Source organism: Burkholderia sp. WP42, from assembly GCF_000745665.1.
GTDB lineage: Bacteria > Pseudomonadota > Gammaproteobacteria > Burkholderiales > Burkholderiaceae > Burkholderia > Burkholderia vietnamiensis.
Genome location: NZ_JQJT01000011.1, coordinates 188,272 through 210,750, shown reverse-complemented (window position 1 = coordinate 210,750; position 22,479 = coordinate 188,272). Strand labels below are relative to the sequence as shown.

General features: G+C 66.7%; 24 protein-coding genes. 10 read left to right on the top strand and 14 right to left on the bottom strand.

Annotated elements, in window-relative coordinates:
* The first annotated feature begins 81 nt into the window (after nucleotides 1–81).
* The 5 genes from EX20_RS07715 to EX20_RS07695 all read left to right on the top strand — a co-directional run bounded on the left by EX20_RS07715 (nucleotide 82) and on the right by EX20_RS07695 (nucleotide 4,896).
* Entirely contained in the window at nucleotides 82–1,362 is a 1,281-nt protein-coding gene (locus EX20_RS07715; RefSeq protein WP_011884906.1) for an MFS transporter, read from the top strand.
* Nucleotides 1,363–1,367: 5 nt separating this feature from the next.
* On the top strand, nucleotides 1,368–2,333 hold the full coding sequence (locus EX20_RS07710; RefSeq protein WP_014723068.1) for a bifunctional glyoxylate/hydroxypyruvate reductase B: 966 nt from the start codon (nucleotides 1,368–1,370) through the stop codon (nucleotides 2,331–2,333).
* A gap of 301 nt (nucleotides 2,334–2,634) precedes the next feature.
* On the top strand, nucleotides 2,635–3,678 hold the full coding sequence (locus EX20_RS07705; protein ID WP_011884904.1) for a LacI family DNA-binding transcriptional regulator: 1,044 nt from the start codon (nucleotides 2,635–2,637) through the stop codon (nucleotides 3,676–3,678).
* Nucleotides 3,679–3,731: 53 nt separating this feature from the next.
* On the top strand, nucleotides 3,732–4,520 hold the full coding sequence (locus tag EX20_RS07700; RefSeq protein WP_034193150.1) for a YhfC family intramembrane metalloprotease: 789 nt from the start codon (nucleotides 3,732–3,734) through the stop codon (nucleotides 4,518–4,520).
* Between the two features lie 13 nt (nucleotides 4,521–4,533).
* On the top strand, nucleotides 4,534–4,896 hold the full coding sequence (locus EX20_RS07695; protein WP_011884902.1) for a DUF3022 domain-containing protein: 363 nt from the start codon (nucleotides 4,534–4,536) through the stop codon (nucleotides 4,894–4,896).
* 58 nt (nucleotides 4,897–4,954) lie between these two features.
* On the opposite strand, the gene EX20_RS07690 is transcribed toward EX20_RS07695, so the two are convergent.
* Nucleotides 4,955–5,386 carry a PGDYG domain-containing protein gene (locus EX20_RS07690; RefSeq protein ID WP_034193149.1) on the bottom strand — a complete coding sequence of 144 codons (432 nt, stop codon included), beginning with the start codon at nucleotides 5,384–5,386 and terminating at the stop codon, nucleotides 4,955–4,957.
* A 130-nt stretch (nucleotides 5,387–5,516) separates the two neighbouring features.
* Complete coding sequence (locus EX20_RS07685; RefSeq protein ID WP_011884900.1) at nucleotides 5,517–6,047, bottom strand: Spy/CpxP family protein refolding chaperone; 531 nt, start codon at nucleotides 6,045–6,047, stop codon at nucleotides 5,517–5,519.
* A 349-nt stretch (nucleotides 6,048–6,396) separates the two neighbouring features.
* On the opposite strand from EX20_RS07685, the gene EX20_RS07680 reads away from it, so the two are divergent.
* Together EX20_RS07680 and EX20_RS07670 are read left to right on the top strand one after the other, a co-directional pair.
* Nucleotides 6,397–6,861, top strand: coding sequence for an Lrp/AsnC family transcriptional regulator (locus tag EX20_RS07680; protein ID WP_034193148.1), 465 nt, complete (start codon nucleotides 6,397–6,399; stop codon nucleotides 6,859–6,861).
* Nucleotides 6,862–7,648: 787 nt separating this feature from the next.
* Nucleotides 7,649–8,749, top strand: a complete 1,101-nt coding sequence (locus tag EX20_RS07670; RefSeq protein ID WP_011884898.1) for a saccharopine dehydrogenase family protein — start codon at nucleotides 7,649–7,651, stop codon at nucleotides 8,747–8,749.
* Between the two features lie 116 nt (nucleotides 8,750–8,865).
* Here EX20_RS07670 and EX20_RS07665 read toward each other — a convergent pair whose 3' ends face one another.
* Complete coding sequence (locus tag EX20_RS07665) at nucleotides 8,866–9,483, bottom strand: P-loop nucleotide/nucleoside kinase family protein (RefSeq protein ID WP_011884897.1); 618 nt, start codon at nucleotides 9,481–9,483, stop codon at nucleotides 8,866–8,868.
* Complete coding sequence (cydX, locus tag EX20_RS30440) at nucleotides 9,480–9,626, bottom strand: cytochrome bd-I oxidase subunit CydX (protein WP_014723062.1); 147 nt, start codon at nucleotides 9,624–9,626, stop codon at nucleotides 9,480–9,482. Before cydX ends, EX20_RS07665 begins: the two co-directional genes overlap by 4 nt.
* 181 nt (nucleotides 9,627–9,807) lie before the next feature.
* On the opposite strand from cydX, the gene corA reads away from it, so the two are divergent.
* Nucleotides 9,808–10,785 carry a magnesium/cobalt transporter CorA gene (gene corA, locus EX20_RS07655; RefSeq protein ID WP_034193146.1) on the top strand — a complete coding sequence of 326 codons (978 nt, stop codon included), beginning with the start codon at nucleotides 9,808–9,810 and terminating at the stop codon, nucleotides 10,783–10,785.
* An 8-nt stretch (nucleotides 10,786–10,793) separates the two neighbouring features.
* On the opposite strand, the gene EX20_RS07650 is transcribed toward corA, so the two are convergent.
* A complete protein-coding gene (locus EX20_RS07650) occupies nucleotides 10,794–11,081 on the bottom strand; it encodes a YciI-like protein (protein WP_011884895.1) in 288 nt (95 codons plus the stop codon).
* Between the two features lie 459 nt (nucleotides 11,082–11,540).
* Here EX20_RS07650 and EX20_RS07645 point away from each other — a divergent pair, with 459 nt between their 5' ends.
* On the top strand, nucleotides 11,541–12,029 hold the full coding sequence (locus EX20_RS07645; protein ID WP_011884894.1) for an aminoacyl-tRNA deacylase: 489 nt from the start codon (nucleotides 11,541–11,543) through the stop codon (nucleotides 12,027–12,029).
* A gap of 307 nt (nucleotides 12,030–12,336) precedes the next feature.
* Entirely contained in the window at nucleotides 12,337–13,830 is a 1,494-nt protein-coding gene (locus tag EX20_RS07640) for an ISNCY family transposase (protein WP_231572247.1), read from the top strand.
* 285 nt (nucleotides 13,831–14,115) lie between these two features.
* Here EX20_RS07640 and EX20_RS07635 read toward each other — a convergent pair whose 3' ends face one another.
* The 9 genes from EX20_RS07635 to EX20_RS07595 are packed head-to-tail and all read right to left on the bottom strand — an operon-like array spanning nucleotide 14,116 to nucleotide 22,432.
* Nucleotides 14,116–15,078 carry an NAD-dependent epimerase/dehydratase family protein gene (locus EX20_RS07635; RefSeq protein ID WP_034193145.1) on the bottom strand — a complete coding sequence of 321 codons (963 nt, stop codon included), beginning with the start codon at nucleotides 15,076–15,078 and terminating at the stop codon, nucleotides 14,116–14,118.
* Complete coding sequence (locus tag EX20_RS07630; protein WP_034193144.1) at nucleotides 15,075–16,115, bottom strand: fumarylacetoacetate hydrolase family protein; 1,041 nt, start codon at nucleotides 16,113–16,115, stop codon at nucleotides 15,075–15,077. The genes EX20_RS07635 and EX20_RS07630 overlap by 4 nt, the downstream gene beginning before the upstream one ends.
* Nucleotides 16,112–16,708: a cupin domain-containing protein gene (locus EX20_RS07625; RefSeq protein WP_034193143.1), complete on the bottom strand. Its 597-nt coding sequence runs from the start codon at nucleotides 16,706–16,708 to the stop codon at nucleotides 16,112–16,114. Before EX20_RS07625 ends, EX20_RS07630 begins: the two co-directional genes overlap by 4 nt.
* Nucleotides 16,705–17,520, bottom strand: a complete 816-nt coding sequence (locus tag EX20_RS07620; protein ID WP_034193142.1) for a cyclase family protein — start codon at nucleotides 17,518–17,520, stop codon at nucleotides 16,705–16,707. Before EX20_RS07620 ends, EX20_RS07625 begins: the two co-directional genes overlap by 4 nt.
* A complete protein-coding gene (locus tag EX20_RS07615) occupies nucleotides 17,517–18,743 on the bottom strand; it encodes an MFS transporter (protein WP_034193141.1) in 1,227 nt (408 codons plus the stop codon). Before EX20_RS07615 ends, EX20_RS07620 begins: the two co-directional genes overlap by 4 nt.
* Before the next feature lie 14 nt (nucleotides 18,744–18,757).
* Nucleotides 18,758–19,888, bottom strand: a complete 1,131-nt coding sequence (locus EX20_RS07610) for an FAD-dependent oxidoreductase (RefSeq protein WP_034193140.1) — start codon at nucleotides 19,886–19,888, stop codon at nucleotides 18,758–18,760.
* A gap of 19 nt (nucleotides 19,889–19,907) precedes the next feature.
* On the bottom strand, nucleotides 19,908–20,279 hold the full coding sequence (locus EX20_RS07605) for a Rieske (2Fe-2S) protein (RefSeq protein WP_034193139.1): 372 nt from the start codon (nucleotides 20,277–20,279) through the stop codon (nucleotides 19,908–19,910).
* Nucleotides 20,280–20,291: 12 nt separating this feature from the next.
* Complete coding sequence (locus tag EX20_RS07600) at nucleotides 20,292–21,242, bottom strand: VOC family protein (RefSeq protein WP_034193138.1); 951 nt, start codon at nucleotides 21,240–21,242, stop codon at nucleotides 20,292–20,294.
* 26 nt (nucleotides 21,243–21,268) lie between these two features.
* Complete coding sequence (locus EX20_RS07595; RefSeq protein WP_034193137.1) at nucleotides 21,269–22,432, bottom strand: alpha/beta hydrolase family protein; 1,164 nt, start codon at nucleotides 22,430–22,432, stop codon at nucleotides 21,269–21,271.
* Nucleotides 22,433–22,479 lie beyond the last annotated feature (47 nt).

The following is a 22,479-nucleotide window of genomic DNA, read 5'->3' as shown; positions in this document are numbered from 1 at the left end:
CCGACGCCGGTCGATTTCCGAACGACGGGAGCGGAGCCGGTATGCGACCGGCCCGCTCCGGTCACCCCAGGAGACACTCAGATGGCAGCCAACCTTGCAGTCCGACGCTGGTGGACGATCATGCCGATCGTCTTCATCACCTACAGCCTCGCTTACCTCGACCGCGCGAACTACGGGTTCGCGGCAGCGGCCGGCATCAACCAGGATCTCGGCGTCAGCAAGGGCTTGTCGTCGCTGATCGGCGCGCTGTTCTTCCTCGGCTATTTCTTCTTCCAGATTCCCGGTGCGATCTACGCGGAACGCCGCAGCGTGAAGAAGCTCGTGTTCGCGAGCCTCGTGCTGTGGGGCGCGTGCGCGGCGCTCACCGGCGTGGTCACGAACATCCCGTCGCTGATGGCGATCCGCTTCGTGCTCGGCGTCGTCGAGGCCGCGGTGATGCCGGCGATGCTGATCTACATCAGCAACTGGTTCACGAAGAACGAGCGCTCCCGCGCGAACACCTTCCTGATCCTCGGCAATCCGGTGACCGTGCTGTGGATGTCGATCGTGTCCGGTTATCTCGTCCACGAGTTCGGCTGGCGCCACATGTTCATCGCCGAAGGCGTGCCGGCGATCGTCTGGGCCGTGTGCTGGTGGTTCCTCGTGCAGGACAAGCCGGCCGATTCGCCGTGGCTCAGCGCGCAGGAAAAGCGCGACCTCGCCGCGGTGCTCGCGGCCGAGCAGGCGGCCATCAAGCCCGTGCGCAACTACGGCGAAGCGTTCCGCTCGCCGGCCGTGATCAAGCTGTGCGCGCAGTATTTCTGCTGGAGCATCGGCGTGTACGGCTTCGTGCTGTGGCTGCCGTCGATCGTCAAGAACGGTTCCGAGCTCGGGATGGTCGCGACCGGCTGGCTGTCGGCGCTGCCGTATCTCGCGGCGACGATCGCGATGCTGGTCGCATCGTGGGCGTCCGACAAGGTCGGCTCGCGGCGCGGCTTCGTCTGGCCGTTCCTGCTGGTCGGGGCCGCCGCGTTCGCCGCGTCGTACGCGCTCGGCTCGTCGCATTTCTGGATCTCGTACGCGCTGCTGGTCGTCGCCGGCGCCGCGATGTACGCGCCGTACGGCCCGTTCTTCGCGATCGTGCCGGAGCTGCTGCCGAAGAACGTCGCCGGCGGCGCGATGGCGCTGATCAACAGCATGGGCGCGCTCGGCTCGTTCGTCGGCTCGTACTTCGTCGGCTATCTGAACGGCGCGACCGGCTCGCCCCTCGCGTCGTATGCGTTCATGAGCGTCGCGCTGGTCGCCGCGGTGATCCTCACGCTGTCCGTCAAACCCCAGGCGCGCGACGCGCATCCGCTCGCGACGCCGTTGCAAGGAAAATGAAAACGATGAAGCCCCGTATCGTCGCGTACAAGCCGCTGCCCGATGACGTACTCGTGTATCTGCGCGAGCACGCCGAGGTGATCCGGGCCGACGGCGCCGACGCGCTCGCCGACGCACTCGGCGAGGCGGACGGCGCGATCGGCGCGAGCCTGAAGATCACGCCGCAGATGCTCGATCGCGCGCCGCGGCTGAAGGCGTGGTCGACGATCTCGGTCGGCTACGACAACTTCGACGTCGCCGATCTCACGCGGCGCGGCATCGTGCTCGCGCACACGCCCGACGTGCTGACCGAATCGACCGCCGACACCGTGTTCTCGCTGATCCTCGCGTCCTCGCGCCGGGTGGTCGAGCTGGCGGAATGGGTCAAGGCCGGGCACTGGCAGCGCAGCATCGGCCCCGAACTGTACGGCACCGACGTGCAGGGCAAGACGCTCGGCATCGTCGGGCTCGGGCGCATCGGCGGCGCGGTCGCACGCCGCGCCGCGCTCGGCTTCCGGATGCAGGTGCTGTACACCAACCGTTCGGCGCACGCCGAAGCGGAACAGCAGTACGGCGCGCGGCGCGTCACGCTCGACGAACTGCTCGCACAGGCGGATTTCGTGTGCCTGCAGGTGCCGCTGTCGCCGCAGACGCATCATCTGATCGGCGCGGCCGAATTCGCGAAGATGAAGCGCGGTGCGATCCTGATCAACGCGTCGCGCGGCCCGGTGGTCGACGAGGCCGCGCTGATCGACGCGCTGCGCGCGGGTACGATCCGCGGCGCGGGGCTCGACGTGTTCGAGAAGGAGCCGTTGTCGGCCGACTCGCCGCTGCTGCGGATGAGCAACGTCGTCGCGCTGCCGCATATCGGCTCGGCGACGCACGAGACGCGTCATGCGATGGCGCGCTGCGCGGCGCAAAACCTGGTCGGCGCGCTGGCCGGCACGCTGCGTACGAATCTCGTCAATCCGGACGCGCTCGCGCATGCGTGAGCGCCGGCGCGTGACCGGCGGGGGCGGCGGGGGCGGATAGAGGCGGCGGTCTTGGTGCGGGAGGGCAGGCTGCGTTATGATCGCCCGCTCGTCGCATCGACGAACCGGCCGCGCGGCCGGCGGCGTGGTGCGACGGGCATCCGTGCCGGGTCCGGTGCGGCCGGCGCCATCCGGTTCAGGTGGCCGCAGCGGGCGAGCGCGCAGCACGATCGCGGCGACGCGGGCCGGGCGGCTTTCGTATCCAACAACAAAGGTCCGTCCGCAGACGAAGCGGCGCGGATCGTACGTCGCGAGGCACGACTTGAGCGATTCGCAACCTTCCACGCAGCGTCCGGCGACGATCAGCGACGTCGCCCGCGAGGCCGGCACGGGCAAGACCAGCGTTTCGCGCTATCTGAACGGCGAGACGCACGTGCTGTCCGCCGATCTGCGCCAGCGGATCGAGGCGGCGATCGCCCGCCTGAACTACCGGCCGAACCAGATGGCGCGCGGGCTGAAACGCGGCCGCAACCGGCTGCTCGGCATGCTCGCGGCCGACCTCACCAATCCGTATACCGTCGAAGTGCTGCAGGGCGTCGAGGCCGCGTGCCACGCGCTCGGCTACATGCCGCTGATCTGCCACGCCGCGAATGAAGTCGAGATGGAGCGGCGCTTCCTGCAGCTGCTCACGACCTACCGCGTCGAAGGGCTGATCGTCAACGCGCTGGGCGCCGAGGAAGACGCGCTGCGCCCGCTGCGCGGCGGCGGCATCCCGGCCGTGCTGGTCGATCGGACGGTCGAGGGCTTCGAGGCCGACCTGATCGGCCTCGACAACACCGACGCGATCGAGACGGCGCTCGCGCACCTGATCGCGCGCGGCTTCGAGGCGATCCATTTCATCGTGCAGCCGTTCGAGCGCGTCAGCTCGCGGCGTCTGCGCGAGGCCGCGTTCCGCGCGGCGCTCGACGCGCGCGGGCTGCCGGTGCCGCCGACGATCGTGCTCGACCTCAACGAGCCCGCGACCGCGGCGGCGGCGCTCGCCGACCTCGACGCGCGCGTCGACGACGCATTGCGGCGCGGTGCGCGCGCGGCGCTGTTCGCGGCGAACGGCCCGGTCGCGCTCGCGATCGCGCGCCATCTGCGCGCGCGCTTCGGCCCGGCATGGCAGGAGAAGGCCGCGCTCCTGTCGATCGACGACCCGGAGTGGGCCGAGCTGATCGGCATCACGACGATTCGCCAGCCGACCTACGAGATCGGCTACAAGGCCGTCGAATTCGTGCACGAGCGCATCGACGGCGCGGGCGGCGACGCGCGTGTCGCGCTGCTGCGCGGCGAGCTGGTCGTGCGCGCGTCGACCGCAAGCTGAGTATCATTCGGGCACGCGGCGCAGCGGGTGCGCTGCTCCGAACAAGGAAATACATGACTGTCGCCCCCGTCACGCTGGCGCTGCTGATCGCCGCCACGCTGATCATCGCGCTGCTGCCGTTCGTGCTGTTTCGTATGCTGCGCAAGCCGCTTGCGCTCGACCGCCGCGACACGATCGTCGGCGTCGCCGTCTTCACGCTGTTCGCGATGATCGTCGAACGCGCCTTCCATGGCCTCGTGCTGAGCCGCACGCCCGACGGCGGCTGGCTCACGCAGCCGCTTGCGTTCGTCGCGTACGGTGCGCTCTCGAGCGCCGTGTTCGAGGAGGTCGGCCGCTACGTCGGGATGCGCTTCCTGAGCCGCCGCTATGGGGCGTCGGCCGGCGACGGACGCGGCATCGGCTACGGGCTCGGCCATGCCGGCGCCGAAGCGTGGTTCGTCGGCGTGCTCGTGTGGGGCCAGTGGTCGTATCTCGCGTGGCTGGCGAGCCGCGGACAGCTCGAAACGCAGCTCGCGGACCTGCCGGGCGATACCGTCGTGCGGCTGCACGTGATGCTCGCGACGCTGTCGGCCCAGTCGATCCTGCTGTTGCTGCTCGAGCGCTGCGCGGCGTTCGTCGTGCAACTGGCGCTGTCGGTGCTGGTATGGCGCGGCGTGCGCGCCGGGCGTGCGACCGTGCTGCCGCTCGCGATCGTGCTGCATGCGCTGGCGCTCGCGCCGGCGCTGCTGTACCAGGTGCGGGCGCTGCCGGCCGGCTGGCTCGAGGCCGTGTATTTCGTGCTGGCCGCGATGCTGGTCGCCGTGCTGATGAAAACGTGCCGGCCGCCGCGTGCGGCGGCCTGACGGGGGAGAGCGAATGGACGACTATCTGATCGAATGCCAGAGCGCCGAATTCGATGCGCTCGCGCGCGTGATCTGCGAGCTTTTTCCCGAGCAGACGCGCTTTACCGAAAGCAGCGACGAGCGCGGGCGCTTTTTGTCCGTGCAGTGGCTCGCGATGCGCTTCGGTTCGACGCCGAAACGCATGACGCTCGACATCCGCATCGTGCCGGCCGCGCTGGCGCGCTATCTGGCGCTCAGGCCGATGCAGCGCGCGCGCAGCCACGCGGTGCTGCATGCGTACACGGAAGCGATGCTCGGTTCGCTCGAGGAACGCCATGCGGCGGGCGAGGCGATCGAGCGCAATGCGGAACTCGAACTCGACGAGGACTTTGCGTGAAGGTGGACGCCGCGGGCGTGCCGGCGCGGAGCCAGTGTGCGGCGTCGGGCGTTACGCGTTACGCGTCGCGGTAGACCTGGGCGAAGCGCTGTGCCTGCACGACGCCGTAGTCGCCGGGCGCGTATTGCATGACCCAGTCGCCGGCGGTGCCGCGCAGCGTGTCGCCGTTTTCGGAGCGCGCGATCGTGAACGGCTCGTCCATGCGGCGGGCCAGCACGACGGCCGGGCGGTTGCGGTATGCACCGGGCGCGCCGTGCGCGAGCGCCGGATCGGCGGGCAGATACTTCACGTCGAAGCGTTCGCGCGACACGACCCAGCGGTCGCCGGTCGAGCCGGTGACCAGCGCGTCGCCCGCGACATAGCGGTTCGGACCTTCGAGGCTCATCAGTTCGCCGTCGGCCTGCGCGAATGCGACCGTGACGGTTTCGTCCTTGACGACGCGACGGGCCTGCGGGTCGGTACGCAGATCGATGTGCTTGAGTTCGAGCATGGCGGGGGAAGTGCGGGAAAAGCCGGGAGCTTATCCCGAATTCGGCGCGCCGTGTGACGCGCCGGTTCCGGCGGCAGCGGCAGGCGCGCGGCCGTTCAGCCGTGCGCCTGCCGCGCGGTGGCGATGGGTGTCAAGGCTGCGCGGGCGCGCTGGCGGCCGGCGCGGCGGCTGCCTTGCCTTCCCGGGGCGCGGCCTTGCCCTTGCCGCGATGCGCGCCGCCGTGGTGCAGCCAACTGCGGAACGTGGTGTCGGCCAGCGCCTTCTGGTCGGCCGGGAACGACTCGTAGAGCGGCGCGAAGGCGTCGGCGAGCTTTTTCGCGCCGTCCGCGTTCGCTTGCGCGAGCGCCGCGTACTGCTTCATGTCGTCGACCGCCGATACGTCGCGGCTTTCCATCCGTTCGCGATACAGGCGACCCATCGTGTCGCCGTTCTCGCGCATCGTGTCGGCGAAGGTTTTCCATTGCGGCTCCTGCGCCGAGGTGATCTTCAGCTGGTCGTGCAGGTACTTGATGCGTTGCTCGACGCGTGCTTCGTGGCGCGCGGCGCGCTGTTCGGCGCTGGGCGCCGACGCGGCGGGCATCGAGGCCGGTTGCGGCTGGCTTTGCGCGAAGGCGCCGGCGGCCGCGGCGAGCATCGCAAGGGTGAGCGAGATTTTCTTCATGATGGGCTCTCCGGGGTGGTGTCGTGCGAGCGGGCGCGGGCGCGCATCTCGCATCGCCCGATATTAGTAGCACGTCGGCTGCAACCCGGCAGTGAAAGCGACACTTGCTTACATCGGATACTTGTCGAAATCGATGTTGGTGGGGCGCACGGTGGGGCGGGGGGCGTTCGGTTGGGGCGTCGTGCCATATCGCGCTGCCTGCGACACCTGCGATGGGCCGGCCGCGTCATGCCGGCGTGCGACATCGGGAAGCCGCTCCCGCGCCATGCCGTGTGGGCGGGTCGCGGGTTCGGCGCTATCATCGCGTCACGTTCCATTTCGCCGGCGCGCTGCACGCCGGCCCAGCCTCATGCGTCCACCTCGCCTCGACCAACTCGACGATCTCGACCGGCAACTCGTCGCGCTGCTGCAAGCCGATGCGCGCGCGAGCGTCGCCGATCTCGCGCGACAGCTCGACGTCGCCCGCACGACCGTCGTCGCGCGCATCGCGCGGCTCGAGCGCAGCAACGTGATCGCCGGTTACAGCGTGCGGCTCGGGCAGGACGTGCTGGACGCGAGCATCTACGCGTACGTCGGCATCATCCTCACGCCGAAGTTCGGCAAGGACGTGCTGCGCAAGCTGGACCGGATGCCCGAAGTGCAACTGCTGTGCGCGGTGAGCGGCGAATACGACTATGTCGCGTGGCTGCGCGCCGATTCGCCGGAGCGGCTCAACGACCTGCTTGACCAGATCGGCTCGCTCGAAGGTGTCGAGCGCACGACGACGTCGATCATCCTGTCGCGCAAGATCGATCGCGGCACCATCGGTGGATGATGCGGCGCATGCGTGCTTCATGCGTGACGCCGTGGCGCGATGTGGGTCGTTGCGCCGGGTGTTTCTTCGTTTCCCTCTGGTGACGCGGGCCGCGGCGGGGGGAGGTCGGGGCGCGTTGGCCGTTTCTTCGCTTGTCTCGGATGGCGTCTGTCGCGGCGCGTAACGTCGGGTCGCGCTCGCTGTTTCTTCGTTTCTCGCCGGCGGCGTCGGCTGCGGCGTGTTACGTCGGCTCGTGCCGGCTGTTTCTTCGCTTTGGTCCGGTGACGCTGGCTGCGGCGCGGTACGCCGTCGTGCTGGCCGTATCTTCGTTTCTCGCCGGTAACGCCGGCTGCGGCGCGTGATGTCGGGCCGTGCCCGATGTTTCTTCATTCTCTCTACCGACGCCAGGACCGACGCGTCACGTCGAGCTGCGTCGGCTATTCCTCGGTTTCTCTCCGTGACGCCCGCGCAACGAGCGCATTGCGTCGCGTCATGTCAGGCCTCTTCGCGCATGCATCGGTGCGGCGAACGCGTGTCGGCGCGCGTCATGATGTCTCGCCTCTGTCCCGCATTGCGGCTTCAGCCCGCCCCCATTCGCTTCAAACGCCCGCGCCAGCCGCTTGCCCGGCGACATATCTGCGATTTTTATACGATCTCGTCGAAACGGCGAAACCATTCGTCAATTAGTCGAATTTATCGGTCGTTTCGCATCATTCTTCGTCTTGGAACTGATTTTGCGCGTCCCTAAACTGTGTTCATGGCTCGACGCCGTACACGAACACCAAACCCATCATCAGGAGATAAGCGCATGAAAATCGCCATTGTCGGCGCAGGTCTGATCGGTCACACCATTGCTCACATGCTGCGTGAAACGGGCGACTACGAGGTCGTGGCATTCGACCGCGACGCCGATGCGCTTGCCAAGCTCTCGCGTGAAGGCATCGCGACGCAGCGGGTCGATTCGGCCGACGCCAATGCGATTCGCGAAGCCGTGAAGGGCTTCGATGCGCTCGTCAATGCGCTGCCGTACTACCTCGCGGTGAACGTCGCCGCGGCGGCGAAGGCGGCCGGCGTGCACTATTTCGACCTGACCGAGGACGTGCGCGCAACCCACGCGATCCGCGAACTCGCCGACGGCTCCGACCACGCGTTCATGCCGCAATGCGGGCTGGCGCCGGGCTTCATCGGCATCGCCGCACACGAGCTCGTGAACGGTTTCAGCGAAGTGCGCGACGTGAAGATGCGCGTCGGCGCGCTGCCCGAGTATCCGACGAACGCGCTGAAGTACAACCTGACCTGGAGCGTCGACGGGCTGATCAACGAATACTGCCAGCCGTGCGAAGCGATCCGCGACGGCCGCAAGCAGTGGGTGCAGCCGCTCGAAGGCCTCGAGCACTTCTCGCTCGACGGCACCGAATACGAGGCGTTCAACACGTCGGGCGGCCTCGGCACGCTGTGCGAAACGCTGTCGGGCAAGGTCGAGTCGCTGGACTACAAGTCCGTCCGCTATCCGGGCCACCGCGCGCTGGTGCAGTTCCTGCTCGAGGACCTGCGCCTGTCGAGCGACCGCGACACGCTGAAGGCGATCATGCGCCGCGCGGTGCCGTCGACGAAGCAGGACGTCGTGCTCGTGTTCGTCACGGTGACGGGCGTGAAGGACGGCCAGCTCGTGCAGGACGTATTCACGCGCAAGATTTTCGCGAAGGACGTATGCGGGATGCACATGAGCGCGATCCAGATCACGACGGCTGGCGCGATGTGCGCGGTGCTGGATCTGTTCCGCGAAAAGAAGCTGCCGCAGAGCGGTTTCATCCCGCAGGAGAAGGTCTCGCTGAAGGCGTTCCTCGCGAACCGCTTCGGCAAGCTGTACGAAGGCGGAACGATGGAGCGCGTGCACGCACTGGCGTGACGCACGCGTCTTTGGTACGAGGGTAAAGGCGACGCCGGGAGCGCAACAGCGCTTCCGGCGTTGTCGTTTCGACGCAGGGCGCCGCGTCGCGCGGCGTCAGGCGGGCAGGGGAGCGTTCAGGCCGACCGCGACGCGCCGGCGGCCGGTTGCTCGTGCGGCTGCGCGAGGCGGTGCAGCAGCGCGTCGATGTCCGCGTCGGACGGTGCGGTGTTGTCGAACATCACGATGCCGTCGCATTCGTCACCGGTCGGCACGAAGCGGCGCTGCCGGTATTCGTCCCAGTGGGCGAGCTTGTACGCATCGTTCGGATTGCCGCGCGCGACGATCCGCTGGTGCGCGACGTCTTCGGCGGTGTGGACCCAGACGACCGTCAGCGAGATGTCAGGCCCGATGCCGAGCCAGTCGCGGTCGAGAATGCGCCCGTCACGCACTTCGCGCGACAGCGGGGCGACCACCAGCACGCCGATGCCGAGCGCGAGATTCTCGCGGGCCGTGTCGAGCAGGCCCTGGTATTCGGGGTCACGCAGATGTTTCAGGTAGAGCGGGCTGTCGCGATCGTTCGGGTCGGCGGTGAGGGCGCCCATCGCGGCCGAGCTGTAGCGGCCGTACAGCGTGTCCTTGTCGAGCAGGCAGAAGGCTTCGCCGGTGGCTCGCATCAGCGGCCCGATCAGCCGCTTTGCGAGCGTGGTCTTGCCGGTGCCGGCATGACCGCAGAAGAACACCAGATGCGTCACGAATACCGGCTCCCCGAATCGGCAGGCGACGCGTCGGAGCCCTTGTTGCCGCGCGAAAACACTTCGGCCTCGAGCCACATCGCGTTGATGACGCCGAAACCGAGCGCCACGCCGATGCCGAGTATCCACGAGAAATACCACATGGGTTCGTCTCCTTGAAGGTTGGGCCGCGCGGGGCTGCCGCGCGTGTGTCGAAGCGATGCCGACGCATGCGCCCACGGCGCATGCAGCCCGATCATGACCAATATCGGCGAGCGGCGCAAGCCGGGCCGATTGCGAGTCAAACCGGTAAACTGGTGCGAAAACTGCAACGCCACGGACACCATGCTGATCAACTGTGCTGCATACCAGGACGGCCGCAAGCTGGCCGACATCGATATCGACGCCATCAGCGACTACGTATCGAAGCCCGAATGTTTCGTCTGGGTCGCGCTGAAGGAGCCGACGCCCGACGAAATCGACCTGATGGGCGAGGAATTCGGGCTGCACGAGCTTGCGCTCGAGGATGCCCGCAAGGGGCACCAGCGGCCGAAGATCGAGGAGTACGGCGACTCGCTGTTCGCCGTGCTGCATACCGTCGAGCTGGACGACGACGGCGAATTCAAGGTCGGCGAACTGAATGTGTTCGTTGGCCCGAACTACGTGCTGTCGATCCGCAACCATACCGAACAGGACTTTCGCGACGTGCGCAAGCGCTGCGAGCGCGAGCCGCATCTGCTGCGCGAAGGTTCGGCGTTCGTGTTCTATGCGCTGATGGATCAGGTCGTCGACCGCTATTTTCCGATTCTGGAAACGCTCGGCGCCGAGCTCGAGGAGCTCGAGGACCGGATCTTCGCGAAGGCGACGCCTGCTGCGTCGCGCGCGATCATCGAGGATCTCTATTCGCTCAAGCGCCGGCTCGTGACCTTGTATCAGCACACGGCGCCGCTGATGGAGCCGCTCGCGAAGCTCACGGGCGGGCGTATCCCGCAGGTCTGCAGCGGGATGCAACATTACTTTCGCGACGTGTACGACCACCTGCAACGCATCGTGAAGACGATCGAAGGGCGGCGCGAAATGGTCGTGACCGCGATCCAGGTGAACCTCGGGATGATCTCGCTGGCCGAAAACGAGGTGACCAAGCGGCTCGGGTCGTTCGCCGCGCTGTTCGCGATCCCGACGATGATCGCGGGCATCTACGGGATGAACTTCGCCAACATGCCCGAACTGCACCTGAAATATGGCTTCTACGGCTGTATCGCCGCGATGGCCGTGGCCGACCTCGCGCTGTGGTGGCGCTTCAAGCGGGCGGGGTGGTTGTAGGCCGTAGCCTAGCCCGGTGCGTGCCGGCCGACGACGACCCGCCACGGCCGCACGCGCCACGACTTGACGAGCCCGTTCTGCACGTACGGATCGGCGCGCGCGAACGATTCAGCGACGGCCGGCGAATCGCTTTCGAACACGAGCACGGCCTGATCGGCCGGATCCTGCAATGCGCCGGCGAGCACGAGTTCGCCGCGTTCCGTGGCCGCGCGCGCCAGCGCGAGATGCTCGGCACGGTATTGCTCGCGCCGGGACAGGTAATCGTCGACGAGTTCGTAGATCAGCTGGTAGTGCATGGTCGCTCCGGGGAAGTCGGTTGCCTCACGGTCGGCGGGTTGTCTTGGCTCAGTATAGGGTGCGGTTCGTGGGTCGGCGCGCTGGTTTGCGGCTCGGGCTGCGTGGGTGATTCGGGCCGATGCGGACGATATGATCGAGCGGCATTGTGTCTCCCCATTATTTGCAACTAACGGTCTTTTTCCCGGCTTCCATCCTATTGACGCGCGTTGCTGCGCCTGAATGTGCTTCTTCAAAACCGTCTTCAGCGCGGTGGTTCACCGCTCGTTTTTCGCATATTCCAGATTCGTTTTTCATGCCGTCAACATGGTCGAACGGCATATCGGGAAAGGGGGCCGAAAGCGACGATCGCCGCTGGTCTCGAGACGATCCGAGGCCGTTTTCATTGACCGGAATGCGACCTATGCTGAACGAATCCGGAGCGAACTTCGTTCGCTCGATTCGTCCAGACGAGGTGTGCGATGCCTGTTTCCGCGACGCTGCAGGACTGCCTGCGCGAGAAGTCATCCCGGTACGAAGTCGTGTACCACCCGTATAGCCATACCAGCATGGAGACGGCCGCAGCCGCGCATATCCCCGGCGAACGGCTCGCCAAGACAGTTCTGCTCGAGGACGATCAGGGCTACGTCGCCGTGGTGCTGCCGACGTCGCATGCGATCCGGTTCTCCGACCTGTGGATCAAGACCGGCCGCCATCTCGTTCTTGCCAAGGAAATCGAACTGCGCCAACTGTTCAAGGATTGCGAGATGGGCGCGTTGCCGCCGATATGCATGGCGTACGGGATGAAGACGTTCCTCGAGGAGCAACTCGCGCAGCAGCCGGAAGTTTATTTCGAGGCCGGCGATCACGAGGCGCTGATCCATATGACGCAAGACGAATTTCTCGCGCTGATGGAAACCGCCGAACGCGCGCATTTTTCGCACAAGATGCTCGGGATGTGGGTGTCCTGACGGGTGTGTGGTGCTTGCGATTCGCAGTTCGTGGCTCGCCGGGAAGATCGGGAACGGCGCCGTGCGGGCTGCGGTCGCGAGTTTGGACGCGGTCCACTGGGGGGTGATAGACGGCTACCGTTCGGGGCGAACTGCGGGGACGGGGTCTGTTGGTCGTTGGTGGAATCCTTGATTTGACATAATCATTATTATCAGTCGGAACGATGTAACGGCCATTTAGTAATGTCCGGTTTGAGCCAGTTAGAAATGTCCGGTTTGGGACTCCGCGAGGCGCATGCTGTGGCGCGCGCACACGACGGAGCCTGTGATGAACGAACCCGGACTGATGACGATCAGCATGAACGAACTGCAGCGTGTCAAGATCATCGAGGCGGTTCTCGAAGGACGGCTCAGCGGCGTGCGTGCTGCCGATCAGTTGGGACTAAGCGAGCGTCAGGTTTCGCGCCTGAGACGCCGCTTCGAGGCGTTGGGGGCTGCGGGTCTGGTTTCGGCCAAACGTGGCAGGCCGAGCAACAGACAACTGCCAGTGGACGTGCGGGCTCGCGTGATCGCCATCATCCGCGAGCGCTATGCCGATTTCGGGCCGACGCTTGCGCGCGAGAAGCTTCACGAGTGTCACGGCATCCTGCTGGCCAAGGAGACGTTGCGGCAATGGATGTACGATGCCGGGCTCTGGGTGCCGCGCGCGCAGCGTCCGCCGAAGGTGTACCAGCCGCGCAACCGTCGCGCGTGCTACGGGGAGCTGATCCAGATCGATGGCAGTGACCATCACTGGTTCGAGAAGCGGGCGCCAGCGTGCACGCTACTGGTGTTCGTCGACGACGCGACCAGCCGGCTGATGGCGCTGCACTTCACGGCCACCGAATCGACCTTCAGCTATTTTGAGGCGCTGTCCAAGTATCTGGATTCGCACGGCAAGCCGGTGGCGTTCTACAGCGACAAGGCCAGCGTTTTTTACGTGAAGAAGCGCTCGGAGACCGCGGGCAAAGGCGTCACGCAGTTCGGGCGGGCGCTGTACGAACTCAACATCGAGACGTTCTGTGCGAACTCGAGCCAGGCGAAGGGGCGCGTCGAGCGCGCCAACGGTACGCTGCAGGACCGGCTCGTGAAGGAGCTTCGGCTGCGCGGCATCAGCACGCGGGAAGCCGCCAATGCGTACGCGCCCTCCTTCATCGTGGACTTCAACCGGCGTTTCGCGAAGCCGCCGGCGAGCGATTACAACGCGCACCGGCCACTGCGCGATGACGAGGACCTGCGGCAGATCCTGGCCTATCGCGTGCCGCGCAAGGTAACGAATTCACTCACGGTGCAGTACGACCGTGTGATGTACCTGCTGGAAGACACGGCGGTCAATCGCCGCCTGATCCATGAGTACGTGGAGGTCGTCGAGTATCCCGATGGCGTGATCGAGGTGCAGGCCGACCGCACGGTGTTGCCGCACACCGAATATGACCGCATCACGAAGATCGACCAGGGCGCGGAAATCGACAACAAGCGGCTCGCGAGCGCGCTGGAAGTGGTGCGGCAGGTTCAGGCGATACGTGATGACCGGCGCGCGGCGGGCTCGCCTTCCCGCACGCATATCGGTGAAGCGGTCCGTGCGAAGAAGGCGCTCGTCGGGCTGAAGAAGCAGCGTGCCATCGAGGTCGCCGACCTGAACCAGGCCGTTCTCGATATCAGCGCAAAAGAAGTGAGGGAACGGAGGTGGCTGCGCCGCCCCACCCCAAAAACACAAACGGAACCAAGGCAAAAACGACGTCAAAACCGGACATTTCTATCTAGCCGAAACCCGGACATTTGAATCTGGCTTTGACAAACGATTGTAAGAGCAAAGTAGTAATGTCGCGTTTCCGCTAAATAATCGAGGCTGTAGCCAGGTGTCGGCTCAAACGGCCAACCGGCTGGAATTGACGACGCGGCAGATTCGCCGCTCGGCCACGACCGACTCGAGCACGGATTGCTTCTGCGATGTTTGGGGCCGTGCTGCGGACACCTGACATCCCACGAACCAGATTGACGCAAGGAAACGTCTCAAGCGCAGATTGCCATCACGCACTTGCCGCATCGAGACAACCTGCGTTTCACGTCACGCGTCCGTGCCGCCCTCGAGCGCCGCCTCCACCAGCCTTTCAATAGTGTCATCGTGCCGAAACCCGGCCTCGAGCGCTCGCCTATCCACGAGCGGCGGTTGCCGTCCAAAACGTTGCTCGATCTGATCCACGGGCGCGTAGCCGATCGTGAACGCGCCGAAGCGCCGGCGCAACGCATCGACGATCTCTCCCACGGAAAGATGCAAGACGGGCGGCGTCCACACGCGGCCCGCGTGCAACGACGCCGCCGGCATGCGCGCGGCGTGCAGCAGGTTGTCCACGCAGCATCTTCGCGACATCCACCATGCGGTAGCGTCGCGCGACACGGGGCACGTATAAGCCTCGCCGCGCTGTGCCATGCGAAAGAGCTGGCTCATGAACGCCGACCCATGTCCCGACGACAACTCCGGCCGCGCCACGATGCCGGGCAGCCGCAGCGCGCGGCCGTCCAGCACGCCGCGACGCGTCCAGTTCGCAAGGATCAGTTCGCCGACCAGCTTGTGGGTGCCGTAGCTCGTGGCCGGGTGCGACGCCGTGTGCTCATCGACAAAGCTCGGCAACGGTTCGCCCAACGCCGCAACGCTGCTCGCGTAGACCACGCGTGCCGTGTGGCCGTCGTGCTGCAAGGCGTGGTTGGCGAGAAGTTCGAACAGCGTGAGCATGCCCCACAGATTGACGCTGTCGCCCGCAGCCGGCTCGGCTTCCGCTTGCGCGCCGGGCATGCTTGCCAGATGAAAGACGACGTCCACTGGTCTCGCGAGTAGCGGCTCGAGAATCTCGGGGCGGCCGAAATCGCCGGCCACCGCCGTGACGCGCGTGTCACCTGGCGCGCGCTCCACTCGTCGATCGATCAGCACGAGTTCCGACACATCGCCGGACTGCGTGATGCCATCGTGCAGCAAGCGCTCGACAAGCGCCCTCCCAACGAATCCTCCCGCTCCTGTGACGAGCACTCTCATGATCGCAGCGCCTCGCTTGTGACCTCGCTTATGACCTCATCCCTGACCTGCTCTGCGTCGCGAGACGCGCGCACGACCTGCTGGTCGATCGACCCGAACGGCGTGCCGCCCGCGTCGTCGCGAGCCGTCATGCGAACGCGGTCGCCAAACTGCATGAACGGTGTGTGTGCCTTTCCTTCATCGATCATCTCGATCACGCGCCGCTCGGCAATGCACGCGGATCCGGCGCCGCGGTCCACGTTCGACACCGTGCCGGAACCGACGATCGTCCCCGCCGACAGCCTGCGCGTACGCGCCGCATGTGCGATGAGCTCGCCGAACCCGAAGCTCATTTCCCCGCCATGCGGATGCCCGAACCAGCGCTCATTCCAGTCCACGTGCAAACGCAGATGCACGCGACCGTCGCGCCAATGCTCGCCCAGTTCGTCCGGCGTGACCGCGACGGGCGCAAAGCTCGTGGAGGGCTTGGCCTGCAGAAACCCGAAGCCGGTCTTCATCTCGCGCGGCCCGAACGCGCGCAGGCTCCAGTCGTTGAGCTGCACGATGAGGCGCACGCGCCGGACCGCATCGCCGGGCGACACACCCATCGGCACGTTTGCCACCACCACGCCGAACTCGCCTTCGAAGTCGATGCCGTCGTGTTCGTCCGGCAAGGGCACGTCGTGGTGCGGGCCGAGAAAATCATCGCTTGCGCCCTGGTACATCACAGGCACCGTGTCGAACTCGGGGATCGGCGGCGTATTGAACGCCTGTTCCATGAGGCGACCGTGATTCAGGAACGCCGAGCCGTCGCACCACTGCGGACTGCGTGGCAATGGGGCAGCGCAAGCGCGCGGATCGAACGGGCGTGCCTCGGGCAACGCGCCCGCATTCAGCGCGTCGTAACGTGCCGCGAGTAGCGGCGCGACTGCGTCCCAACGTTGCAGCGCATCGAGCAACGTCGGCGCGATCGGTGCGGCGTCCACGGCATAACGAAGGTCGCGCGACACGAGCAGCAGGCGGCCGTCGGCGCCGTCCGGCAACGAACTGAATTTCATCGTGCCTCCCTTTCCGTCCGGCTCGCGAGCGCGGCGGCAATCGCCGGGTCGTAGACGCCGTCGATCAACACGAACAGCATCCGGCACACGCGTCCCGAGCGATTCGCCCACGCATGGTTGGTCCCCCGTTGAATCACCACGTCGCCCTGCTTCAGCACGACCTCGGCGCCGTCGAGTATCAACGTCATCTCGCCTTCGATCACGACGCCATAGTCGATCGACTCCGTGCGATGCATGAGCGGATGCGGCGAGTCGGCCTGGACGGTCGATGCATCGGCGTCGCCGATCTGGCTGAACGCCGCATGCATGGCCGCGGCGCCGTGCGCGAGAAACTCCGGCGTGTCGGGCGGAATGTCGACGAAGCGCACGCGCGTGCCGTATCTCGGCGGCGGCAACATGAGCTCGCCGATGGTGGGATCGGAGCCGTTGTTCACCACCGCGGGGCTTTCCGACGTGCTCCAGACTTCGTGGAATACCGTGCCGGGAATCGCGGCAATTTCCGCGACGGTGGACAACGGACCATCGGACATGACGATCGCCCGGCCGTTGGCGTCATGGCCGGTCACGACGCGACGAATGGTGGAAAAGCTCATGCTGCGCGCTCCGCATCGGGTTGTTCGAGAATCGCGACGGCGCGCGTCCAGCCGGCGGAAGCGCCGCGGATCTTGTGCGGGAAGCAACTGATCGTGAAGCCGGCGGACGGCAACGCTTCGAGGTTGTGCAGTTTCTCCAGATGGCAGTAGCCGATGTCGCGCCCGGCCTTGTGCCCTTCCCAGATCAGCGACGTATCGCCCGTCTGCGCGATCTTCGTCGCGGTGTAGGAAAACGGCGCGTCCCAACTCCAGGCGTCGGTGCCCGTCAGGCGCACGCCGCGCTCCAGCAGATACATGGTGGCCTCGTAGCCCATCCCGCAGCCTGCGTTCACGTAATCGCCGTGCCCATAGCGCGAGCCGGCCCGCGTGTTCACGACGACGATGTCGAGCGGCTGCAACGCGTGGCCGATACGCGCCAGTTCGGCCTCGACATCGGCGGCGCTCGCGACGTAGCCATCGGGGAAATGGCGGAAATCGAGCTTCACGCCGGGCTGGAAACACCACTCCAGCGGCACCTCGTCGATCGTGATGGACGGCCGCGCCTCGCCGAGCCGTGCGTCCATGGTCGAATGGAAATGCCAGGGCGCGTCCAGATGCGTGCCGCTGTGCGTCGTGAGCGTGACCCATTCCGCGGCGGCAGCCTCGCCGTCGGGATAATCGTCGGCTTTCGTGCCCGGCAGCATGGCCATGAATTCGGGCAACGTGTCTGCGTGCTTCTGGTAGGTGATCTTCGGCGCGAGCGGCGGCGGATCGGACAGCACGTCGTTCTCCAGATAAATGGAGAGATCGACAAACCGGCGAACGGGCTTCATGCGTTGACTCCTTGCGTATCAGGACGGCCCTCGAGCCGCGAAAAGCAGAACACCGCCGCCACCGCGATCATGGCCGCCGCAATGCCCAGGCTGCCGTAGCCCGAATGCTTGACGAGCGTGCCGCCGAGGAGCGGCCCGATTGCGGCGCCCGTCATCAGCATGGCGGGCGTCGCGGCAACGGCGCGTCCGGTACGGTCGATGCGGGCGAGCATGCCGAACGCGAAGGTATGGGTGAAGATCATCACGGCGGCAAAGACGGCGGTGGCCGCGGCATACGGCCCGACGGTCGCGCTGTGCGTGATGATCAACGCAAGCGCCGCCTGTAAGATGGGACCGCCCTGCACCACCCTGCGCCCCGCGATGCGCCGTTCGAGCAGCCCCGCCACCGGTGCGGGAAACAGGTTGACGAAGCCGAGCGCGATCAGCGTGCCCGTCACGGCGCCGAAGCCGAAACCGTGGTCGAGCCCGATGCGCTGCACGAAGCTGAAGAGCATCGACTGCGTGAGCCCCATGCATCCCACGCCTGCCATGCCGAACCAGACCGCGCGCGCGAAGCGCGGCTCGGCGACCGACGCCGTGCTGCGTTGCGCGCGAATCGACGGGAATGCCAGGGCGCAGGCAATCGCCGCCGTAGCCATGATCCCCGCGAACACGCGAAACAGCATGGCGCCGCCGTGTTGCGCGATCAACGCAGGCGTGCCGCCCAGAAACGCGATTGCGAAGATGCCGAGCGCGAGCCCCGCGCCGGCGAACAGGCGATGCGGATGGCGGCTGCGTCCGATCGTGCCGTGTGCGAAGCTCAGCCCGCAGCCCACGGCGATACCGGCCAACGCATGCAGCACCGCCATCGCTGCATAGCCGTCAATCGACGCGATGCCGACGAACGCGAGCGTCGCCGTGCCGAAACCGAGCGTCGCCATGACGCGTGCCGGCAGACGGTTCAGGCGCGGCGAGAAGAACAGGCTGCCGACGACGGCCCCCGCCAGAAACAGCGTGGCGAGCAGGCCGGCCTGCTGTGGGTCGAGCCGGTACGCGCCGATCAGGGTGCCCACCCATACCGGCAAGGCGACCAGATCGACCATGCCGGCACAGTGCGAGATCAGCAGGACCGCGATGCCGGATGCGCGCAGGCGGGTGCCCGCATCCGCGTCCGCATCGGCGCCGCCCGGCAGGTCGACGTGCGCGGCATGCGCCGCGTGTGCCGCAGAAAGGTTCGTTTCCATCGTGGCTCCGGTCGTCAGATCTGCTGCGCGAGCCGCTGGTGCGTCTCGTGCATGATGCGGGTGTGTTCAGCCTTGTCGCCGCCGCTGATCTCGATCTCGCCGAGGCGCCCGGAGTTTTCCACCACCATGCGGCAGCGCTCCCAGCGCCGCGCCTGGAAAGCCTGCAACGCCGCCTGCACCGTCGCGCCGCGTCCCAGCTCCTCGGCCAGCACGATGCCGTCTTCTATGCCGATGCCCGCGCCCGCGGCCATATGCGGCGTGGTGGCGTGCACGGCGTCGCCCACCAGCACCACGCGCGCGCTGAACCAGGGCTGCGGCAGCAGCAGGCTTTCCAGCGGACGATAGATGCAGTGCGACTGCGGTCCCACCTGCGCGCGAATGGATTGCACCAGCGGCGCGCCGAACGGCGCCAGCAGATCCGCGAGCATGCGCGGCCAGTGCGCGGGATCGACGCGCTCGTTCGTCGGCCGGTCTTCCGTGACGAAGACGTACATTTTTTCCTGCGAAACAGGATTGACGCCGACCTTCACCTTCTGCCCCAACCACATCGTGGCGCAGGCGATCTCCGCCGGCCGCGGCACGACCGCACGCCACACGCCCTGACCGGTGTAGCGCGGCTTGGCCGCATTCGGGAACACGGCATCGCGCACTTTCGAGTACAGGCCGTCGGCGCCCACCACGAGATCGTAGCGGCCGTGCGTGCCGTCCGTGAACGTCACGTCCACGCCGTCGTCGCGCTGCGCGATCTGCGAGAACGTGCAGCCGAGCCGCACGTGCACGCCGGCCGCACGCGTCGCATCCGCCAGAATTCCGGCCAGCGCGGGGCGCATGATGGCTCCGCCGCCGGGCACGTCGTCGCCCGCTACGCGCGGCGTCGGCAACGTGCCGATCGGATGGCCCGCGGCGGTGAAGAGGTTCACGCCGTCGCCGCCGTGGCCGTGTTCGAAGAAGGCGTCGAGCACGCCCACGGTGCGCAGGGCGCGCAGCGTCGGGCCGCCGATGCTGATGCCCGCGCCATACGAACGCCAGCCCGTGTCGATTTCCACGAGATCGACGCTCAGGCCGAGCTTCGCGCACTGGATCGCGGTCGTCATGCCGGCGAACCCTCCGCCGATGACGAGGATGCGCTGAAGGGAGGATGTCATAGGGGTGTCTCCTGGTGCTTTATGTGATCGATCGTGTGTCGTGCCGGACCAGCACGACGTAGCCGTCTTCCGTCACTTCGATGGGAACCGCGATCAGCCGCTGGCCGAGGCACGGCCCGAGCAGGCACACGCCGCTCGCCATGTCGAACTGCGCGCCGTGCGCGTGACAGACGATGCGCGTGGCGTCGCCGTTCAGATAGGCGTCCTTGCGCCAGGCCATCGGCGTGTCGCCGAAATGCGGGCAGGCGTCGCGCCACGCATGAAGCTGCTCGCCGCGCCGCACGACGAAGATCGTGTCGCGCCCCGCTCCGTCGGGATCGAAGCCGCGCGCGCCGGGATCGGGCAGATCCGCGACGCTTGCCAGGCGTACTCGAAGCAATGGCTCGGACATGGTCGTGCGCGGTCAGTCCGCCTTGACGCCGGCCGGCGGCGCCGCGCCCGGCGCCCAGTTCTCGCGATGCTGGAACAGGAACAGCTGCGATGTGTCCGCGCCCAGCGCGGCCTCGCGCGCGGTCCAGTCCGTATCGTGCAGGTCCATGTCGGCGTCGTACTCCACGTGGCAGCCGAACGGGCTGTTGAAGTACCAGAACCAGTTGGAGCCGAAGCGGTGACGCCCCGGCCCCCAGAACGACTGGTAGCCCTTCGCGACGAACCGCGTGCCTGCCTGAAGCACCTCGCTCGGACCGCCCATATGGAACGTGAAGTGTTCGCAGCCCTTCATGAACGGTGGCGTCTCGATCATGAACAGCGTGTGATGGTCGAGCGTGCCGGCCGGCTGCAGGAACGGGCCGACGCCCGTGAAGCGGTCCGTGCAGCGAAAGCCGAGCCGCTCCACGTAGAACGCCTCGGCGCGCGCGGCGTCCGGCACGAAGTAGACGACGTGCGAAAGCGTGCGCGGCGTGAGCGCGGCATCGTCTCGTGCGCCGACCACGTTCGGTGCGCGTTGCGCCGGCGCGCCGGGCGCGTTCACCGGCTCGGCGGGCAGCGAAAGCGGCCGGCGCTTCGTGAGCTGAAAGCCGATGGCAAAGCCCATGTCGTCCACCGATTCGATCGACCCGTCGGCGAGCGTGCGCACTTCGCGGTCGCGATGCAGCTCGCCGGCAATCGCATCGAGCGCCGCGGCGTCGGCCACGCCGTAGACGGTCTTGCGCAGCATGCTCGCCGTGCCGAGTGAAGGTGCGAGGCGCGCGTCGTCGCGATGCGCGATTTCGATGCCCGTGCCGTCGAGCGCTTCGAAGCGCCCGCCGGTGTCGTCGCGGCGCACCGGCACCAGGCCATAGTCGATCAGATACTGGCCGCACGCGGCGACGTCGTCCACGCCGAAGGCCAGCGTATCGAGTCCGATGATGTTCATAAGATTGCGTTCCAAGAAAAGGTGGATCAGCGTGCGGTGCGTCCGCCGAGGGTTTCGGCGACCCAGTCGGCGATGAAGTGCCCCGCGTTGATGGAGTTGTCGAAGCTCGAGTGCTGCACGCCGCCTTCGCGTTCGGTGAAAATCTTCAGTTCGCGCTTCGGGCTGTTCACGAGCTGCTCGTAGGTGCGATGCGCCCAGGCCACGGGAATCTGCGAGTCCTTCGAGCCGTGCGTGACGAGGAACGGCACCTTGATGCGTTCGACCACGCCGTCGAGATGCACGTCTTCCGCGATGCGCATGAAGTCGTCGATGTCTTTGGCGCCCCAGACCCAGCAGACGTGCTTCCAGTAATGCGGCACCGGGAAGTTGCCCTCGCGCTGCAGGCGCTTTTTCTGCACGTCGCGCCAGTCGTGATTCGCGCCCCATACGACGCCGCACGCGAAACGCGGCTCGAAGGCGACCGCGCGCGGACAGTAGTAGCCGCCGAGCGAGACGCCCTCCATGCCGATCCGCTTTGCGTCCACGTCGTCGCGCGTTTCGAGCCAGTCCACGATACGGCTCGCCCAGACCTCGGTGTTGTAGACCGCGTGCATGCCATGCAGCCGCAGCGCTTCGCCGGTGCCGGGCTGATCGACGATCAGCGACGACACGCCGCGCTGTGCGAGCCATGCCGGCAAGCCGACGAAGTACTTCATTTCCTTGGTCGAATCGAGCCCGTTCACCTGCACGAGCAGCGGGCTGCGCGCGCCGCCGGTCTGCTGCGCCTTCACGAGCAGGCCGGACAAGTGCCCATCGCCGTAGGGAATGGTCACGCGCTCGCAGTTTTCGCCGGTCAGCGCGATGGCCCGGTCGAACGTATCGAGCGAACGGCGGTATAGATCGATGCGCCCGGGCGCATCGTGCGCAAGCATGCGTTCGGCCGTGATGAGATACATGGCGGCACGCCGGTGTTTCTCACCCGCGGAGAGCAGCCGTCCTTGCGCTTCATCTTCGCCTGCGAGGTCGCACAGGCGGTCGGCCGTCTTGACCCAGGCTTCGCGAAACGCACGGGTGCCTTCCGCATCGGGCTGGCGCGACGCCTCCATTAGCGGCGCGCACATGTCCTCGATTTCGCCCATGCGCGCGCCCATTTCAATGGCGAGATCGACGGACAGGTTCCAGACGTAGTTGGTAGGAAAGTAGCGAAACATACTGATTGCCTTCGTTGAAATGACGTATTGCTTGCGATGCGCGCGTA

Coding starts and splice junctions, on each gene's coding strand:
- cydX (WP_014723062.1), bottom strand. CDS start 9,626: ATGTGGTATTTCTCGTGGATACTCGGCATCGGCGTGGCGCTCGGTTTC.
- EX20_RS07700 (WP_034193150.1), top strand. CDS start 3,732: ATGACTGTCGCCCCCGTCACGCTGGCGCTGCTGATCGCCGCCACGCTG.
- EX20_RS07600 (WP_034193138.1), bottom strand. CDS start 21,242: ATGAACATCATCGGACTCGATACGCTGGCCTTCGGCGTGGACGACGTC.
- EX20_RS07605 (WP_034193139.1), bottom strand. CDS start 20,279: ATGTCCGAGCCATTGCTTCGAGTACGCCTGGCAAGCGTCGCGGATCTG.
- EX20_RS07640 (WP_231572247.1), top strand. CDS start 12,337: ATGAACGAACCCGGACTGATGACGATCAGCATGAACGAACTGCAGCGT.
- EX20_RS07595 (WP_034193137.1), bottom strand. CDS start 22,432: ATGTTTCGCTACTTTCCTACCAACTACGTCTGGAACCTGTCCGTCGAT.
- EX20_RS07690 (WP_034193149.1), bottom strand. CDS start 5,386: ATGCTCGAACTCAAGCACATCGATCTGCGTACCGACCCGCAGGCCCGT.
- EX20_RS07715 (WP_011884906.1), top strand. CDS start 82: ATGGCAGCCAACCTTGCAGTCCGACGCTGGTGGACGATCATGCCGATC.
- EX20_RS07680 (WP_034193148.1), top strand. CDS start 6,397: ATGCGTCCACCTCGCCTCGACCAACTCGACGATCTCGACCGGCAACTC.
- EX20_RS07685 (WP_011884900.1), bottom strand. CDS start 6,047: ATGAAGAAAATCTCGCTCACCCTTGCGATGCTCGCCGCGGCCGCCGGC.
- EX20_RS07630 (WP_034193144.1), bottom strand. CDS start 16,115: ATGAAATTCAGTTCGTTGCCGGACGGCGCCGACGGCCGCCTGCTGCTC.
- EX20_RS07710 (WP_014723068.1), top strand. CDS start 1,368: ATGAAGCCCCGTATCGTCGCGTACAAGCCGCTGCCCGATGACGTACTC.
- EX20_RS07615 (WP_034193141.1), bottom strand. CDS start 18,743: ATGGAAACGAACCTTTCTGCGGCACACGCGGCGCATGCCGCGCACGTC.
- EX20_RS07620 (WP_034193142.1), bottom strand. CDS start 17,520: ATGAAGCCCGTTCGCCGGTTTGTCGATCTCTCCATTTATCTGGAGAAC.
- EX20_RS07695 (WP_011884902.1), top strand. CDS start 4,534: ATGGACGACTATCTGATCGAATGCCAGAGCGCCGAATTCGATGCGCTC.
- EX20_RS07650 (WP_011884895.1), bottom strand. CDS start 11,081: ATGCACTACCAGCTGATCTACGAACTCGTCGACGATTACCTGTCCCGG.
- EX20_RS07625 (WP_034193143.1), bottom strand. CDS start 16,708: ATGAGCTTTTCCACCATTCGTCGCGTCGTGACCGGCCATGACGCCAAC.
- EX20_RS07635 (WP_034193145.1), bottom strand. CDS start 15,078: ATGAGAGTGCTCGTCACAGGAGCGGGAGGATTCGTTGGGAGGGCGCTT.
- corA (WP_034193146.1), top strand. CDS start 9,808: ATGCTGATCAACTGTGCTGCATACCAGGACGGCCGCAAGCTGGCCGAC.
- EX20_RS07610 (WP_034193140.1), bottom strand. CDS start 19,888: ATGACATCCTCCCTTCAGCGCATCCTCGTCATCGGCGGAGGGTTCGCC.
- EX20_RS07645 (WP_011884894.1), top strand. CDS start 11,541: ATGCCTGTTTCCGCGACGCTGCAGGACTGCCTGCGCGAGAAGTCATCC.
- EX20_RS07670 (WP_011884898.1), top strand. CDS start 7,649: ATGAAAATCGCCATTGTCGGCGCAGGTCTGATCGGTCACACCATTGCT.